Origin of the sequence: Lysinibacillus sp. ZYM-1 (assembly GCF_001308875.1) — a bacterium.
GTDB lineage: Bacteria > Bacillota > Bacilli > Bacillales_A > Planococcaceae > Lysinibacillus.
This window is the reverse complement of sequence record NZ_KQ465116.1, coordinates 53,720-71,774: the sequence shown is the minus strand read 5'-3', so window position 1 is coordinate 71,774 and position 18,055 is coordinate 53,720. Positions and strand designations below refer to the sequence as shown.

The following is an 18,055-nucleotide window of genomic DNA, read 5'->3' as shown; positions in this document are numbered from 1 at the left end:
AAGAAAGTGATGATGTTGGTGACTCAGAAAAGACGAAAGGTAGTTGTCATAGGCGGAGGCATTACTGGCCTTACAGCTGCATTCTATATGCAAAAACAAGCAAGCAAAAATGAATTGCCATTAGATATCGTACTTGTCGAGTCGTCATTACGTCTTGGCGGAAAAATTCAAACACTAAGAAAAGATGGTTTTATTATTGAGCGTGGGCCAGAATCTTTTTTTGATCGTGAAAATTACGTAAATGCTTTAGCAAAGGATCTCGGTATCGAACAGAAGATCATGACAAGTAATGCCGGACCAACTTATGTTGCTGTCGGTAGTCAGTTATACCCAATTCCTAGTCATCTGTTATCAGGAGAAACGCCACATATCTCGTCATTCATTACATCAGGCTTGTTTTCACTAAGCGGTAAAGTTCGTGCGGCGGGAGATTTTTTTATCCCCCGTTCGGCACGAGATGATGATCAACCGTTAGGGGCATTTTTTAGAAGAAGATTTGGCGCTGAGATTGTCGAAAATCTAGTTGAACCGTTGCTTGCGGGCACATTTGCAGGAGATATTGAGCAATTGAGTATGAGCTCAACTTTCCCGCAGCTTTATAATCTAGAGCAAAAATATCGTAGCTTACTTTTAGGTATGAAAAAGGCCGGAACAAATTTCTTAAGTAATGATTTTATTGATGAAAATAAAGGGATTTTTCAAACCTTTAGCAATGGGCTTGAAACACTTATAGAAAGTATAGAGGAATCTCTACTTCCTGGGACAGTTATGAAAGGTGTCAAAGTGGAGGAAATCGAGCACGGCAAAGATGGGTCCGTACATGTAATGTTAAACAATTTCTCTCATATTAAAGCGGATGCGGTTATTATTGCTACACCTTTTAATATGGCAGAGAAGATGTTTAGTAAGCATGATCTGTTGAATGAACTAGGGACAATGAAGGCTGCAACTATCGCAACCGTTACAATGGCCTTTAAAAAAGAACAACTTGGTGATTTAGACGCACTTTCTTTTTATGTCTCTCGAAATAGTGATTTTTCAATAACTTCCTGTACTTGGATGAATCGAAAGTGGCCAGGTACCTCATCTGATGATTATGTGCTATTACGTAGTTACATTGGTCGAGTGGGCGACGAAGCGATTGTAGCATTATCAGATACTGAGATTGAAAAAACGGTGTTACAGGATTTAAATAAAACAATAGGTATAGATGGGGAACCAATAACAACAGTGGTTACACGTTGGAAGAATGCGATGCCACAATACACTGTTGGGCATGAGGCGAAAGTCCAGCGCATAAAACAAGAATTACAAGAACATTTTCCAACTGTAAAATTAGCAGGTAGCTCATTTGAGGGAATATCCATACCAGAATGTGTGCAGCAAGGTAAACATGTTGCAAAAGAAGTGTTAAGGGATATTTTTTAAATAATAGAAGCGTAATAGTACAAACATTAACCATTAATGTTTGTACTATTTTTATTTGTAATTCGTTGTATGGAAGTCAAAGAAACTGCTTCAAAGCTTTATACCTTTGAAGCAGCAATGTGTTTTACTACAAACTAATTGCTATACCAGCGCTTGCGTAACCAGCGATAGTATTGACTAAAGTTATACCGGCAGCGCTCGCGGAAAAGACCATTAATAATCTTGTACCTGCTGTGACAGGTATATTCAATCCTAAGGCGATTCCTTGAGAAATCGTTCCAAGTGTAATGTTACCTGTTAAAGAAGGAGAAAGGTTTACTGAAGCACTAGGAATCGGACTAAAAGTGTTACTTGTTGAACTGTATAATTGTGCGTTAATAGTAACAGTACTGCCTAGAAGTGATAAACCTGCTGTTGTACTGAAGAATGCTGCAATAGATGTAATTGTAATGTTTTTAGGAACTGAGAATGCAAAGTTAAGTGTACCTCCAGCTCCTGTTAGATCAATATTTCCCCCTATAATACTTATTCCTGCAATGGAATTACCAAAACCAATTAAAGTTGTAGTACCCACGCCAAGAGCAGTAGTTGTTAGGCTCGCAGGGTTTCCTGATGCAAATGGAATAATGGCACTTGTTCCAGTAGGCCCGATAGTTCCAGTCGCTCCGGTAGGTCCTGTAACGCCAGTATCCCCAGTAGGACCAGTAGCGCCAGTAACACCAGTAGCCCCGGTAGGACCAGTATCCCCAGCAGTTCCAGTAGAGCCGGTAGCCCCGGTAGGACCAGTATCCCCAGTAGCGCCAGTAACCCCAGCAGTTCCAGTAACACCAGTAACACCAGTAGAGCCAGTAGAGCCAGTAGAGCCAGTTTCCCCAGTAACCCCAGCAGTTCCAGTAGCGCCAGTAACCCCAGTAGCCCCGGTAGGACCAGTATCCCCAGTAGCGCCAGTAACCCCAGCAGTTCCAGTAAAGCCGGTAGCGCCAGTAACCCCAGTAACCCCAGCAGTTCCAGTAGCGCCAGTAACCCCAGTAGCCCCAGTAACACCGGTATCCCCAGTAACCCCAGTAACCCCAGTAGCGCCAGTAGCGCCAGTAGCGCCAGTAGCGCCAGTAGCGCCAGTAGCGCCAGTAGCGCCAGTAGCGCCAGTAGCGCCAGTAGCGCCAGTAGAACCAGTAACACCAGTAGAGCCAGTAGCCCCAGTAACTCCTGTAGCGCCAGTAGCTCCCGTAACTCCTGTAACGCCAGTAGGACCAGTAACACCAGTAGCCCCAGTAACGCCAGTAGAACCAGTAACACCAGTAGCCCCAGTAACACCAGTAACACCAGTAACACCAGTAACACCAGTAACACCAGTAACACCAGTAACACCAGTAACACCAGTAACACCAGTAACACCAGTAACACCAGTAACACCAGTAACACCAGTAACACCAGTAACACCAGTAACACCAGTAACACCAGTAACACCAGTAACACCAGTAACGCCAGTAGCCCCAGTAGCGCCAGTAGCGCCAGTAGCCCCAGTAACGCCAGTAACGCCAGTAGGCCCAGTAGCCCCAGTAGCGCCAGTAGAACCAGTAACACCAGTAACGCCAGTAGAGCCAGTATGCCCAGTAGCCCCAGTAGCACCAGTAACACCAGTACCGCCAGTAACACCAGTAGCCCCAGTAACGCCAGTAGAGCCAGTAGGCCCAGTAGGCCCAGTAGAACCAGTAACACCAGTACCGCCAGTAGAACCAGTAACACCAGTAGCCCCAGTAACGCCAGTAGAGCCAGTAGGCCCAGTAGGCCCAGTAGGCCCAGTAGCCCCAGTAACACCAGTAACACCAGTAGCACCAGTAACACCAGTAGCGCCAGTAGCGCCAGTAGCCCCAGTAGCGCCAGTAACGCCGGTAGCCCCAGTAACACCGGTAGCTCCTGTAATGCCAGTAGCCCCAGTAACCCCTGTAGCTCCCGTACTTCCTGTTGGTCCAGTAATGCCTCCAGTAGGTCCGGTAGGTTTTACAGGCCAAATCGGACAACTTGGACTAGGTCCAGTTTTACAACAACAAGGAAAAGAATTGCACTTACTGCAAACTCGATCTAAAAATTTTCCAAAATGCATAATCTCACCTCCTCTCTCAAATATCGTATTCTGAGAAATAATAGAGGAGATAGACACATAACTACTTATTTACTTGTAAGAGAGAGTTATTTTTAGCATCTCGAAGTTTATTTTTAGCAGCATGTATTCTACTAAAATGTAAATGTATTATTTATTGGTTTGTAATTAGGATTTTTCACGAGTCAACCTGTTCATTATTTAAAATACGCTCGAAATACTTTTTATTGTGTAAAATTTTTGCATCGTTAGGGATAAAAGAGCTAGCTAATTCATTATGTGCGTTTGCCAGTTGGTGTTGTTGTAGACGGTCAAATAGAACACAAAGCTGCAAGTGAGGAAGCCAAGTTGAGAAGCTTTTATTTTGAAAAGGAGCGTTTGGATTTTGTTTAATGATAAGTGCTTGTTCGTACCAAAAAATAGCTTCATAATTCTTATATTGCTCCATGAAATGATAACCTAGGCGACAGCATGCTTCAGGGCGGGGGACGTCGTATTCAAAGCTTTTTAATACAGCAATAAAGTTGTTTTCCTTTTCACTTAAATTTGAATAGCAATCTGCTAATTTAAAGCAAGCACGAATATTATCTTCCACCCAGCCTTGTTTTGATGTTAAAAACAATTCGTAATAGTAAATGGCTTCCTCAAATTGACCATGATCTAGTAATTCATTGGCAAAATAAAATGTATCTCGTGGTGATAGTGTTTCTCCAGATTCAATTAGTTGCTTATAAATCGTAATATTACGTGAATGATCATGCGATAAAGGTAAATGACTGACGGCTATATCGCTATCCATCAGTTTGCCACCTACTTCTAAATATTCATGGACAGCACCGATCCATTGGAAGTTTTTATCTTTTCTTACAAGGCGATTTCTTCTTATTAAAGCATCTACATTTCCTTCACTATCAAAACTAAGATTGTAATTCATTGAAACGGCATCAAAGCTGGGGAGAAGGGAATTCTTTAACGCCCTAAATTTTTCTTGATCTTCTTCTAAAAATACGTCGTCTGCATCTAACCAAAGAATATATTCCTTTGTTGCTTGCTGAAAGGAAAAGTTCCTGGCAGCTGCGAAATGATGAATCCATTCAAAATCAAAAATTCTATCAGTATATTGAGCAACAATTTGTTTTGTGCTATCTGAGGAGCCGGTATCTACAATATTGATTTCATCTACTAAATCTTTAACAGATTCAAGACATCTTCCGATGACAGCTTCTTCATTTTTCACTATCATACATAAGCTTATGGAAACCACTTTATATTCCTCCTTACCATTATCCTTGTAGTATATGTATCTATAGGAGTATTGGCTGGATGAATACAACTGAAATATTTAGTTTAAAATGTGAAATGTATTTTTATGGTTTGTCATAAATTTACCTCTCAAGTTTCACCCGGATTTCACAATTGTGAAGTATAGTAGAGGGGCAGAGGTGATAACGTTGAAAAAATGGGCATTCTTCATTTTTTCTTTACTACAAATAGTCTGGTTAGCAGGTTGTACGGAAAAAACGTATGAGTCAATTGAACGTGATCGAAATTTTATAGCTTCTTTAAATATTCAAGAACCATCATTGGATTTTATTGATGAGAATGGCAAAGTGTTAGCAAAGTGGTTATTTGATAAAGCTTACTCAGGGGCGACATTAATAGGGGATGATCAAGTCCTCTTATACGGGCACCAATTAAATACGATGGACGTCTATACAATATCAACTGGAGAAAAGCTCTATTCCAAAAAAGTAGAGGTCGGTATAACGAATGTGTACTATGATGACAATATCAAGCAATTTTTTATAACGAATAGTAAAACTAATACAGTGACAAGCTTTGATCAAGAAGGAAACGAGCTGGTCACACAACAACTTGGGAATTATCCTATGTCAATGGCGTCTTATAAGGATAAGCTGTATGTGGTAAATTTCAAAGATACAAAATTATCTGTTTTAAATATGAAGAATTTACATATTGAGCAGGAATGGCCGATCCAAAAATCTTCACATGGAATAGCCATTGTAGAAGAGACACACGAGCTCTGGATAGGTGGTCATGGAGAGGGAAGTAAGCCAAATAGTTCAGTTAAAAAATATGATTTGAACACTGGTCAATTACATGGAGAGATTGACATGCCATTGATGCCAGTGGGGTTAAAAAAGACAAGGGATGCTGTACTTGTTGTAAGTCATGGACATAATGAGTTATATGTTGCTGACTTTGATGGCCACATAAAATGGCAGCAGGAAGTAGGAGCAAATCCTTTCGTGGTCAATCAATTTAAAGACTATATTGTTGTCGCTGGCTATGACGATCACAAATTGTACTTTATAAAAGACGGCCAGAAAGAAAAAACAGTTGATGTAGGGAAAGGTGCTTTTCAACTGTTAGTAAGGGAGGAAAAATAATGACAACTGTATTAATAGTTGATGATGAGCAGGATATGCGGAATTTAATAGAAATGATGCTCAATAACTCTGATATTGAAACATTTACTGCTGCAAGCGGGACAGAGGCTTATGATGTAATTGTACGTGAGAAAATTGATTTAGTATTACTGGATGTAATGATGCCGCACGAAGATGGCTTTGTAGTTTGTCAAAGTATACGTGCTATGTCCAATGTTCCGATTATATTCCTTACAGCACGTGACGCCAATGATGACAAAGTGAAGGGTCTTACACTCGGTGGTGATGACTATATTGTTAAACCCTTTACTCATGATGAGCTAGTAGCTAGAATTTACGCAGTATTAAGAAGAAGTGGCGCGAATATTGCAGAATTACAGCAAAAGTATGTAGTATTTGGACCCATTAAAATAGATGAAATAGCACGTAAAGTATCGGTCGATGGTAAAAGTATCCCCCTTACTTTAAAAGAATTTGAACTACTGCATTTATTTATGAAAAATCCAGGAAATGCCTATACACGAGAGCAATTATTAGAACGCATTTGGGATATTGATTATGTAGGTGGTACTCGAACTGTCGACACTCATATAAAAACCTTACGCATTAAGCTTGGAAAGGAAGCGGCTGCACATATTCAAACGGTCTGGGGAGTGGGCTACCGCTTTGATCCTGGCGAATGAAAAAAATAGCCACACGTATTTGGTTGTTAATTTTCGCATTTTTAATTATTACCGTTGTTTTTATGTACGTCCTCACGAATTTTTTATATCAACGTTTATATGTACAAGATACGGAAGATACAATGGTCGAGGTTGGCTTAAAGCTCCAGACAAAATATAACAATGGAAAGGTAACGGATGAATTTATTGCAGATATTGAACGTTTTAACGACTATTCAAATTTAAATATATTTGCGGTAAGGAATCCACGTGAGCTAAGTGCCTGTGTTCCATTTGATATAGATTATGAAACATTAATTGGACCTGAGGAAAGACAGAAATTACTTGCTGGGAACTATGTGCAAAAAATTGGTTATGAACCTCGTTTTGATCGACAGTTAATTTCTGTAGTCATCCCCCTTGTCGATCAAAATAGATTAGAAGGCATTATTTATATTTACTTTCCTCTAGCCAAGATTAGTGAATTAGCAAATAGTGGGGTGATTTTGTTATTTATTAGTGCCTTCATATTTTTAGTGGTTGTAAGCTATTTAATTTATAAAGGTATTCGGCATATTATGCGACCATTAAACGATCTGCAACGTGCGGTGGAACAGATGTCCTACGGGAATTATGAGACACGTGTACCTGTAAATTCACGAGATGAAATCGGTAAACTATCTAGTACTTTTAATAAAATGGCAGAGGCAATCCAGCAAGAGGATGAAGCACAAAAAACATTTTTAGCAACTGTTTCTCATGAATTGCGGACACCAATTAGCTATGTAAAAGGCTATAGTGAAGCGATGCAAAATGGCATCATCACAGAAAACCAAAAAGAGGAAACGATTCAGCTTATTGTTCGTGAGGCTAATCGGATGGAACGGTTAACGAACGAATTACTTCAACTTGCCAGAACCGAAAATGAACAAACAGAGATTGTAGTATATCCAATACCTCTGGGAGAAACTTTACGTGAGGTTCAAAAAATCTTAACACATCAAGCAGATAAAAAGAACATAACATTACATTTAGATGTGGATGATGCTTTAATTATTCAGGCAGATGAAGTAAAGCTCAAACAAGTTTTTATAAATATTATTGAGAATGCTATTAATTACTCGTATGAAAATTCGAAAGTGGAAATGGTTGCTATTGAAAAGAATGGTAGTGCGCAAATTACCATCAAGGATTATGGAATTGGTATCCCTCAAGAGGATATTTCACACGTAACAGAGCGATTCTATCGTGTTAATAAAGCGCGGAGTCGAGCAGACGGCGGTAGTGGACTAGGGTTATCAATTGTAGAACAACTATTGAAACAGTTACAGGGAAGACTGGAAATTGAAAGTATTATTGAAAAAGGCACAATCGTTAAGATTATATTGCCATTAATGGAGGATTAAAAAATGAAAAAGTGGTTATTTGCACTAATTGCAGTTCCTGCCTTGTTGGTAGGCTGTGGAGAAAAAAAGGAACAAGCGGCTTTACCAGAACCAGAAGTTCCTCAAATACCAGAAGTTGAAATCCTAACACCCAAAGAGGTAGCACTTAATGAAACAATTGAGCTGGCAGCACATGTTGAGCAGGGTGGCAAAAACGTCGATGACGCAGTTGTAGAGTTTGAAGTATGGGAATCAGGGAAACGTGATGAAGGTCAAATGATTGATGGGAAAATAGAGAAAGATGGCGTATATAAAGCGACAACTACATTTGATCATGACGGGGTGTATTATATGTATGCTCATACTACAGCTAATGGTGTTCATAATATGCCTAAGCAACAGATTATTGCGGGAAGTCCCGATATGACACAAGTTTTGTCTGAGGATGAGAAAGGTAATAACAGTATGGATAATAACATGATGAATCATAGTAATGACACATCTAACGATACGGATCAGAACGACGAAAAAAAAGATGAAAAAAATCATCATTAAAGACTTGCATTTTTTTAAAAATAGGAATATGATAATGACCAGATGACCGAAATGGTTTTCTGGTCATTTTTATGAAAATGTACTTTAGATGTACATAACCTAACAAGAAAGGGTGTTACTAATGGATCGTAGGCAGGAAATTCTTGAAGCAGCTGCAAAATCTTTTACATTGTTTGGCTACAAGGCTACAACGATGGAGCAAGTGGCAAAGATAGCCAATGTAGGTAAAGGTACGATTTATACATTCTTTGCAAATAAAGAGATTTTATTTCAAGAAATCGCTATGTCACTTGTACGAGAGATGAAGGCGGAAGCAGATGCAGTGTTGGATGCATCAGCAAGCTTTATGGATAATGCACATAATGCTTTAATGAGGATGCTACAGTTCCGTGAAAAACATCTTTTATTTGCGAAGTTAATAGAGGAAGAAAAAGAACTACGTACACCAGCTGTTAAACAGGTGCTATTACGCATCGAGACAGAAATTTTATCGTATGTTGCAGAGTTAATACAGCGACGTATTAATAAAGGTGAAATTAGAGATTGTGATGCAGAGCTTGTTAGTTATTTATTATTAAAGGCCTATCTTGCATTTGTTGTTGATTGGCATGAACTACACGGCGATGCTATTCCAGAAGAGAAGATTCTTAATCTTTTCAAGGAAACAATCTTTCGAGGTTTAATTCTAACTTGATTCGATTTAAATAGAGAATGAAGTGTCGAATCAAGTGTTCTTTTTGCAAAGTAGTAGGGGTTTATATTTTTTTTGAATAAAAATGACCAAATGACGTTTTCGGTCAAATAGTATAGGAGTGAAGATAATTTATGATTAAAGCTGAGTGGCTGAAGATCTTTAAAACAAGAAAAATGCTTGTATCAATCATCGCTGTATTATTTATCCCAGTAATGTATGCAGGTATGTTTCTATGGGCGTTTTGGGATCCTTATGCAGGACTTCCTAATTTACCAGTAGCTGTAGTAAATGAAGATACTGGTGCTGAAATGGATGGTGTTAAATTAGACTTAGGAGACACCTTGGTCGATAAGTTGATAGATAGTGAACAATTTAACTTTATAGAAGTTTCAAAAGCTGACGCTGAAAAAGGTTTAAATAGTAGGGATTATTATATGATTCTAGAGATTCCAACAAATTTCTCTGATCATGCTACAACATTGTTAGATGACAAACCATCAAAATTAGTAATGAACTACATTCCGAACGAGGGACTTAACTTCCTTGGTGCACAAATTGGTGAGACTGCAATGGATCGCGTGCGTGCAGAAGTAAATTCACAGGTTTCAGCAACTTACGCTGAAAAATTATTTGACTCTATTGCAACACTTGGAGATGGCTTTACAGAGGCATCAGATGGCTCTAATAAGCTAGACGAAGGTGCACAAAAAGTAGCGAATGGTGCAAAAGATTTAAAAGGTTATCTTGAGCAACTAGCATCAAGTACAGTTGAACTATCAAATGGTACTGATAAATTAACAAAAGGTGCTGGGGATGCTGCAAAAGGTGCGAATGATTTATCTAGTGGTTTAGTAAAACTTCAAAATGGTACTGTACAATTACAACAAGGTGCACAGCAGGCTGCAAATGGTGCAACTAGTCTTGAACAAGGTGTATCACAATATACACAAGGTGTTGCAAAAGTAGGTGCAGGTTTAACTACTTTAAATGACAAACAACAACAAATTAGTGCAGGTGCAGCGTCTATTGCTGAAAATGCTGGTGCATTAAATGGTGCAGCTGGCCAACTAACAGATGGTTCAGCAAAAGTTGAGGCAGGTATTACTGCCCTATCCAGCCAATTACAAAGCATGATGGCTTCAATGCCTGAAGAACAAGCAGCAGTATTAAAACAAACATTAGCAGAATTACAAGCAGGTAGTGCCAGTGTGCATAATGGTTTAACATCGTTATCAGCGGGTACAGAAAAATTACAAGCTGGTGCTAACCAAGTAAGTTCAGGTGCAAGTCAAATTGCAGCAGGGCAAGCTGAAGTACTAGCGGGTGCAAATGCATTAACAGCAAAAAGTAATGCTTTAGTAGAAGGTGCCAAAGGTCTACAAGCAGGTAATGCAACATTAGCTGCAAAATTAGGTGAACTGAATGCGGGTGTGAATACAGCTGTAACAGGTTCTAAAACATTGGCATCTGGTTTAAATGAATTAGCAAATGGTACAACAACATTAAATCAAGGTACATCTACACTTGCTTCAAAATCTGGTGAACTAGCACAAGGTTCAGCAACACTTGCAGATGGTTCTACTGAGCTTGCTGACGGTACATCTACATTATCTAGCAAATTAGGTGAGGCAAGTGAAAAAGCAAATGAAGTAAAAGCAAATCAAGATACTTACGATATGGTAGGTAGTCCAGTTGAAGTTGAAAAAGAGTCTGTAAATCATGTTCCTAACTATGGTACAGGTTTTGCACCGTACTTTATTTCTCTTGGCTTATTCGTAGGTGCATTATTAATTTCAATTGTATTCCCACTTGTTGAACCAGCTATTCGCCCAAAAAATGGAGCATCTTGGTTCACAAGTAAAGTGACTGTATTAGCAGTCGTAGGTTTAGTACAAACGTTACTAACAGTGGTCATTGTTAAATGGGGTCTAGGACTTGAAGTGAATAACATGGGCTACTTCATCCTAACAGCACTATTAACAAGCTATGTATTCTTAGCTTTAATCCAAATGCTTGTTTCCATCTTTGGTGATCCAGGACGTTTCATTGCGATCGTTGTACTAATCCTACAACTAACAACAAGTGCAGGTACATTCCCACTTGAATTAATTCCATCACCATTACAAGTATTTAATAAGCTACTACCGATGACATATACGGTTCAAGCGTTTAAATCAAGCATTTCCACTGGCGATACGTCATTCTTAATGCAAAACTATGGAGTTTTAGCTGGCTTCTTAGTAGCATTCTTAGCCATCACATTTGGTTATTTCATGTTACTGCATAATAAACGTTACTCTAAAATAGCTGAAGAAAACTAAAATGTCTTTGAAGCACTCACCAAATAAGGTGGGTGCTTTATTTTGTCTATAAAAGTAGTGCTTCCTAAGTCAAAAAACAACAGCTGATATGAGCGTATCAGCTGTTGTTTTTGTAAGTGTAAGAGATTTAATTAAAGGTTCATCAAAAAAATGATGAAGGATGTCATTATTAGTACGTGTGGGGCACGTATATGACAATTACAGAATAGGCAAATGCTTATAGGTGGTTACATTTTTCACAAGTGTTGCTGTAACATTCGCTTTGTTCATCAATTTTTTCACCGCACTCTGTACATTGCTTAGCGGGTAAATTCTTGAAAAATTCAACTACGTTTTCTAACATTGTGGACTCCTCCTTTAAGTTCATCTGTACTATTACTGTTCTGATATTTACTAGTGTATTATAACAGATGCTTTTCGTCAACACAAAATGCCTAATTTACGTTAAAATAAATATGGATATTTTATGAAGGAGGAAACGCAAACTATGATTTTCGTTGATAATAAAGGGATCCATGATCCACGTATTAATCTTGCTATTGAGGAGTATTTGCTTAAAACAATGGATGTTGAGAAGGAGCCAGTGCTACTTTTTTATATAAACCAGCCATCCATTATCATTGGTAAAAATCAAAATACTATTGAAGAAATCAATACTGATTATGTAGAGGACAATGGCATTATTGTTGTCCGCCGTCTATCTGGTGGTGGGGCAGTGTACCATGATTTAGGAAATCTAAATTTCAGTTTTATTACAAATGATGATGGCGATAGCTTTATGAATTATAAAAAGTTCACTCAGCCAGTAGTAGACGCCCTAGCAAAAATGGGTGTTAATGCAGAGCTTTCAGGGCGTAATGATATTCTTGCAGAAGGGCGTAAAGTCTCTGGAAATGCTCAATTTTCAACACGTGGTCGTATGTTCAGTCATGGTACGTTGATGTTTGATACAGAAATAGATGCGGTTGTATCAGCCTTGAAAGTCAAAAAGGATAAAATTGAATCGAAAGGAATTAAATCCATTCGTTCTCGAGTAGCAAACATTTCAGAGTTTTTAACAGAGAAGATGACGATAGAAGAGTTCCGACTTGAAATTTTAAAATCCATTTTTGGTGGAGAAGCAAACATTCGTTATTATGAGCTTACGGATGAAGATTGGGTAAATATTCATAAGCTTTCAGCAGAACGTTATCAAACATGGGAATGGAACTATGGTAAATCACCACGTTTCAATATTCAAAAGACGCACCGTTTCCCAACAGGAGGCATCGATATTCGCCTTGAAGTAAATCATGGTGTCATTGAAGAGGCACATATTTTTGGAGATTTCTTTGGTGTAGGTGATATGGCTGATATAGAACAACGCTTAGTTGGGACAAACCATGATCGAACGGCCATTGCTAAAGCATTAGAAGACATTGCTATTCCAACTTATTTTGGTGGAATTTCAACTGAAGACTTTTTACAATTAATTTATTAAGAAAAATACGATTTCGTGTAATGATTTAGCCTAAAGGTTCGCTGACAATTATGTCGTCGAACCTTTTTTTGATACAATATAGATAGAAAGGAGTGTTGATATGGAAAAGCATCGAATATTCATAGTTGAAGATGATGTCAAGATTGCATCATTACTAGCGGAAACGCTTAGAAAATATCAATACGAAGTTGAAACCATTCAAGAGTTTGATCATCTTATAGAAGAATTTACAGCATTTAATCCACATATGGTGCTGCTCGATATAAATTTACCTTCTTATGACGGCTACTATTGGTGTCGTCAGTTACGTCAGCATACAACGTGTCCAATTGTTTTTATTTCTGCTCGTTCAGGTGAAATGGACCAAATTTTTGCACTTGAAAATGGGGGCGATGATTTTATTACAAAGCCCTTTAATTATGAAATTGTCTTGGCTAAAATTCGTAGTCATTTGCGTCGTACATATGGTGAGTATGCTACAAGGCAAGAAGAGCGGACAATTAAGCAAGGGCAGCTTATTCTTCATTTAGAGAGAATGGAGCTGCATAAAAATGATTTAGAAATTCCTCTTCAGAAAAAAGAGTGTATTATTTTAGAACTACTTATGGGGAATGCTCCGAAAGTAGTAGCACGTGAGCAACTTTTAGAGGAACTTTGGGATGATCAGGCATTTGTCGATGAAAATACGTTGAATGTTAATATGACTCGCGTCCGTAAAAAGCTAGCGGATTATCATATTTCGTCAACCATTGAAACTGTGCGTGGTGCAGGCTATCGATTCATATTGAGTGCGGGTGAGCTATAGTGGGCTGGAAATTATTTTTACGCGATTACGCATCATTTATTGTATTCCAGCTCTTATTAGTTGGCTTCATCATGGTTTTATATGGACTAGATGGTTTCAGAAATATTGATACAGCTATATATTCCTTCTGTATCAGTCTTGTGCTACTATGTTCATTTTTACTGGCCCGTTATTTAATGCGACAACGTTATTTGATGAAGATATCCCAGCTTCCTACAGCTATGGAGGATGTGTTACAAAAAAACGCCAAAACGCCAGAGGCAATGCAAACCGAGAAATATATGCATGAGTTATATCGATTTTATCAACATGAGCTGCATTCATTATACGCAAGTCAAAAACGTCATGATCAATTTATGAATCAGTGGGTGCATCAGATGAAAACACCTATTTCTGTGATTGAGTTACTTTTGCAAGACGATCGGCCTCTTGATAAGAAGAATGTGCAGGAGGAAATTGATCGTTTACGTAGAGGCTTAGACATGGTGCTTGTGAATGCGCGATTAGAAAACTTTGAAGATGATATGCAAGTAGAACAGGTAGCGTTAAAGGCTATCGTGACTGCAACTGTTAATGAAAATAAACGTTTATTTATTACGAAAAGAGTTTTCCCTGAAATTCATATAGAGGATGATCTTATTGTTGCTAGTGATTCGAAATGGCTTCGCTTCATTCTCGGTCAGTTTGTAACCAATGCGGTGAAATACACATTTGAAGCCAATAAAAAAATAGTCATTTCTGCCATTGAAAAAGATGACTATGTACAACTAGCCATTTGCGATGAGGGAATTGGTATTCCAGCTTCCGATCTTTCACGTGTTACGAAAGCCTTTTTTACTGGTGAAAATGGGCGGAAAACAGGGGAATCTACTGGGATGGGCCTTTATTTAGCCAAGGAAATTTGTGAAAAGCTTGGACATGAATTGGTTATTACATCAGAGGTAGGAAAAGGGACAATCGTTACAGTGACATTTACAAATTAGGGGGAGCTAGGATGACAGAAGTAAGCATTGATGGTTGGCTATTAAATATTGATAAGGAGCAAACAAGGTCTCTTTATATGACACATATGCAAGAGGGCGATCGTTTATCCTATCAAAATTTCGTCATGGCAAATGAAGTACTAGATGAAGAACTATTACATTTTTCAAATATCCTTGGGTTAAACTTACAACAACCAACATTATTGAATGCATTTCCCGTCGAAGGTCAACAGATTATGTATAGTGGTCATTACACTGTATGTGGTGAAATTATAGAGGGGGAAATGGATGCTTGGGATGTCATTATAGGTGAGCATTGTTTTAGTTTGGTAGAGGAAGAGTCCATTTTAGAATTTACTGAGCCCCATTTTCAAATCGGCTTTGAGGTTGTATTACAGTGGCTTTTACCACAATCCTTAGAATTAATGAAGAAATAAGGTGAATGAAGTATGCCTATTTTACAAATTAAAGATGTGACAAAAGTTTATGAGGGCAAGGTCACACATCGTGCCTTAAATCAATTGAGTTTTGAGGTGGAGGAGGGTGAGTTTTTAGCAGTAATGGGACCTTCCGGAAGCGGCAAAACAACATTATTAAATATTATTTCTACTATCGATGAACCAACGAGTGGTGAAATAATTTTAGATGGTATGAACCCACATAAGCTCAATGCTACAGAGCTAGCTTATTTTAGAAGAAGGCAGCTAGGTTTTGTGTTTCAGGACTTCAATCTTTTGCATATGCTGACGGTTGAAGAAAATATCGTGCTACCATTAACATTAGACCAACAGCCATTAGAGGTAATGGAGGAACGTCTAGCTAGTATCGTCGAAAAGTTAGACCTAACGCCCTTCTTGCACAAACGTCCAAATGAAATTTCTGGTGGCCAAGCACAAAGAACGGCCATTGGTCGAGCGCTTATTCATAATCCAAGCCTCATTCTGGCAGATGAGCCAACAGGTAATTTAGATTCGAATTCTTCACGTGACGTCCTTGAACTTTTGACGAAAGTAAATAAGGATAAACATACGACGATTGTGATGGTCACACATGATCCAATTGCAGCAAGTTACTGTGATCGAGTGTTATTCATCAAGGATGGCGAATTTTTCAATGAAATTTATCGAGATGACCGTCGTCAAATGTTTTTCCAACGTATATTGAATGTATTGAGCTTACTAGGAGGAGGGCAAGTAGGTGACCTTTCGACAATTCGCTTACCGTAATGTCGTACGGAACAGCCGGATATATGGTGCCTTTTTCATGGCGAGCTTTTTTTCTGTGGCTGTATTTTTTATCTATTCAATGCTGATGTTTCATCCTGATATTGAACGCGGGATATTAGGAGAAGTATCACTTATTGGCATGGTGGGTGCTGAAATTGTACTCGTGCTTTTTACGTTATTTTTTTTATATTATTCCATGAGTGCCTTTTTAGAGGCTAGATCACATGAATTTGCGATTTTATTGCATTTAGGAATGGAAAAGCGTCAGATGAATAAACTTGTCTTTCTAGAGACAATGATTATTGGGGCGGGTTCCATCATTGTGGGAATTGTTTTTGGTTTCTCCTTTTCGAAATTCTTTTTCATGATTGTGCGGGAAATTTTGCATTTGGATGAGTTACCACTGTATGTTTCTTGGCAGCCATTCCTACTGACAATAGGTGTTTTCACAAGTGCCTTTGTCGTGATTTCCTTTATTAGTGTGTATTTTACAAGAGAGAGAAAATTGCGAGATCTCATTAAAGGCAGTGATTATTTAAATAGTTTAACAACCTATTCCAAAATTCGTGCTGTATATGGAATTACTTTAATATTAACGACGTATATTCTAGCATTTGTTGTGGGACATACTTCCTTGATAGGACTCACGCTATTGATACCATTTTCAGCAACATTTGGGACTTATTATTTTTTTAGCGACTCTGTTCCATGTTTTTTAGATTTAGCACGTGGCAAACGTAAATTTCATTGGCAACGATATCGTCTTCTTTCACTTGCCGAGCAAACACATATTATGATGGATAATGTGAAAATGTTTTTTGTTGTCACTATGGTATCCACACTCGCTTTTTTATCTGTAGGTGTATTAGCAACAATGTCCTCCTATACAACCCAATATGATCGTTTAAATCCACTAGGATTAGTTTATAAGGGAGACATTGATAATCCTTATGAACGGGAGCATATCAATTCATTGCGGCTACAATTAGAAGAGAAGGGTTTATCTTATCAGCTGTCCCGCTTTGTTGTTGTTAAGCAAACATCTTCTTTCACACAAAATGAAGTGGAAGTTTTTCGAGAGTCCGATATGAATGTCTTGCTATCTTCCTATAGTTATCCATTATTAAATATGGATTCTGGAGAGGCAGTTTTTATTCCTTATTCAGAGGATTCCCTAAAAAAATTAAAAGATAGAGTTGTGCATACTGTACTTGAAGAAAATTCGATACCGATTACGATCGATAGTGTCTATCCGAAGATAGTGTTTCCTGGTTCTATTGTAAGTGTTAATTCTATCGTTATTAGTGATGAGGATTTTGCAAATCTTATTAATCCGATTTCTGAAAAGAACATCATTCAACCAAGCTATCATTTATTTACATTTGTGATTCCACAGTGGATGGAAACAAAAGAAATCGGTAAGGATATAGATTATTTAGAATCCAATTTATATTTTCTTAAGAAGGATAAATTTAGTCCATTCTACTTTGAAAATGCTGGTTTAAATTATTCTTATATATTAGCTACCTACTCATTATTTACATTAGTGGGTGTTTTAGTAGCTACCGTATTCTTACTAGCTGCGGGAAGCTTTATCTATTTTAAATTGCATACTTCACTAGAACGAGAAAAGCGTAAATTTGATGTGTTAAAGCGCATGGGTTTAACAGATACAGAGTTAAAGAAGCTTGTTAACCGCCATTTATTTCCACAATTTTTCTTACCTTGGGGCGTTGCTATGATGCATAGTGCCTTTGCTTTTCTGATGGTACAGGGCATTTTGAAAGATATTGCGAATATTTCCATAGTTAAAGAGGTATTCTTTGCTTTTGGCTTTTTTGTTTTAATACAGGTAGTGTATTTTTATTTAATTCGTTGGCGATACATTTCTCATATTCGTTCGTGATGTATTTGTTTGAAAGAGAAAAAAATGAATTATTTGACGTAATTTATGACATGAAATAAAAAGACTCATTGTTTTTTAGATATATTTCTTATATAATA

At 38.0% G+C, this 18,055-nt stretch carries 16 protein-coding genes; 13 read left to right on the top strand and 3 right to left on the bottom strand.

Going from position 1 to position 18,055, the window contains the following annotated elements:
* Positions 1 to 9 precede the first annotated feature (9 nt).
* Positions 10 to 1,428, top strand: a complete 1,419-nt coding sequence (gene hemY / locus AO843_RS10770) for a protoporphyrinogen oxidase (protein ID WP_054611126.1) — start codon at positions 10 to 12, stop codon at positions 1,426 to 1,428.
* A gap of 127 nt (positions 1,429 to 1,555) precedes the next feature.
* On the opposite strand, the gene AO843_RS10765 is transcribed toward hemY, so the two are convergent.
* Complete coding sequence (locus tag AO843_RS10765; protein ID WP_082389442.1) at positions 1,556 to 3,532, bottom strand: exosporium glycoprotein BclB-related protein; 1,977 nt, start codon at positions 3,530 to 3,532, stop codon at positions 1,556 to 1,558.
* Positions 3,533 to 3,707: 175 nt separating this feature from the next.
* Positions 3,708 to 4,793, bottom strand: a complete 1,086-nt coding sequence (locus AO843_RS10760) for a glycosyltransferase (protein WP_082389441.1) — start codon at positions 4,791 to 4,793, stop codon at positions 3,708 to 3,710.
* Positions 4,794 to 4,947: 154 nt separating this feature from the next.
* Between AO843_RS10760 and AO843_RS10755 the strand changes: the two genes are divergently transcribed.
* From AO843_RS10755 to AO843_RS10730, 6 genes are all read left to right on the top strand, one after another.
* The gene (locus AO843_RS10755; protein WP_197278908.1) at positions 4,948 to 5,940 is read left to right on the top strand and encodes a YncE family protein; all 993 of its coding nucleotides are present in this window, start codon (positions 4,948 to 4,950) and stop codon (positions 5,938 to 5,940) included.
* On the top strand, positions 5,940 to 6,623 hold the full coding sequence (locus AO843_RS10750) for a response regulator transcription factor (protein WP_054611125.1): 684 nt from the start codon (positions 5,940 to 5,942) through the stop codon (positions 6,621 to 6,623). The genes AO843_RS10755 and AO843_RS10750 overlap by 1 nt, the downstream gene beginning before the upstream one ends.
* A complete protein-coding gene (locus tag AO843_RS10745; RefSeq protein WP_054611124.1) occupies positions 6,620 to 8,008 on the top strand; it encodes a sensor histidine kinase in 1,389 nt (462 codons plus the stop codon). Before AO843_RS10750 ends, AO843_RS10745 begins: the two co-directional genes overlap by 4 nt.
* Before the next feature lie 3 nt (positions 8,009 to 8,011).
* Complete coding sequence (locus AO843_RS10740; protein ID WP_054611123.1) at positions 8,012 to 8,542, top strand: FixH family protein; 531 nt, start codon at positions 8,012 to 8,014, stop codon at positions 8,540 to 8,542.
* A gap of 121 nt (positions 8,543 to 8,663) precedes the next feature.
* Complete coding sequence (locus AO843_RS10735; protein ID WP_054611122.1) at positions 8,664 to 9,236, top strand: TetR/AcrR family transcriptional regulator; 573 nt, start codon at positions 8,664 to 8,666, stop codon at positions 9,234 to 9,236.
* A gap of 131 nt (positions 9,237 to 9,367) precedes the next feature.
* Positions 9,368 to 11,557, top strand: coding sequence for a YhgE/Pip domain-containing protein (locus AO843_RS10730; RefSeq protein ID WP_054611121.1), 2,190 nt, complete (start codon positions 9,368 to 9,370; stop codon positions 11,555 to 11,557).
* 217 nt (positions 11,558 to 11,774) lie between these two features.
* Here AO843_RS10730 and yhfH read toward each other — a convergent pair whose 3' ends face one another.
* On the bottom strand, positions 11,775 to 11,900 hold the full coding sequence (gene yhfH, locus AO843_RS23995) for a protein YhfH (RefSeq protein WP_082389440.1): 126 nt from the start codon (positions 11,898 to 11,900) through the stop codon (positions 11,775 to 11,777).
* Positions 11,901 to 12,044: 144 nt separating this feature from the next.
* Here yhfH and AO843_RS10725 point away from each other — a divergent pair, with 144 nt between their 5' ends.
* From AO843_RS10725 to AO843_RS10700, 6 genes are all read left to right on the top strand, one after another.
* The gene (locus tag AO843_RS10725) at positions 12,045 to 13,037 is read left to right on the top strand and encodes a lipoate--protein ligase (RefSeq protein WP_054611120.1); all 993 of its coding nucleotides are present in this window, start codon (positions 12,045 to 12,047) and stop codon (positions 13,035 to 13,037) included.
* 100 nt (positions 13,038 to 13,137) lie between these two features.
* A complete protein-coding gene (locus AO843_RS10720; protein ID WP_054611119.1) occupies positions 13,138 to 13,842 on the top strand; it encodes a response regulator transcription factor in 705 nt (234 codons plus the stop codon).
* Complete coding sequence (locus tag AO843_RS10715; protein ID WP_054611118.1) at positions 13,842 to 14,825, top strand: sensor histidine kinase; 984 nt, start codon at positions 13,842 to 13,844, stop codon at positions 14,823 to 14,825. The genes AO843_RS10720 and AO843_RS10715 overlap by 1 nt, the downstream gene beginning before the upstream one ends.
* Positions 14,826 to 14,836: 11 nt before the next feature.
* Positions 14,837 to 15,262, top strand: a complete 426-nt coding sequence (locus tag AO843_RS10710; RefSeq protein ID WP_054611117.1) for a hypothetical protein — start codon at positions 14,837 to 14,839, stop codon at positions 15,260 to 15,262.
* A gap of 12 nt (positions 15,263 to 15,274) precedes the next feature.
* Entirely contained in the window at positions 15,275 to 16,051 is a 777-nt protein-coding gene (locus AO843_RS10705) for an ABC transporter ATP-binding protein (protein WP_054611116.1), read from the top strand.
* A complete protein-coding gene (locus AO843_RS10700) occupies positions 16,023 to 17,957 on the top strand; it encodes an FtsX-like permease family protein (RefSeq protein ID WP_054611115.1) in 1,935 nt (644 codons plus the stop codon). Before AO843_RS10705 ends, AO843_RS10700 begins: the two co-directional genes overlap by 29 nt.
* The last annotated feature ends 98 nt before the right edge of the window (positions 17,958 to 18,055 follow it).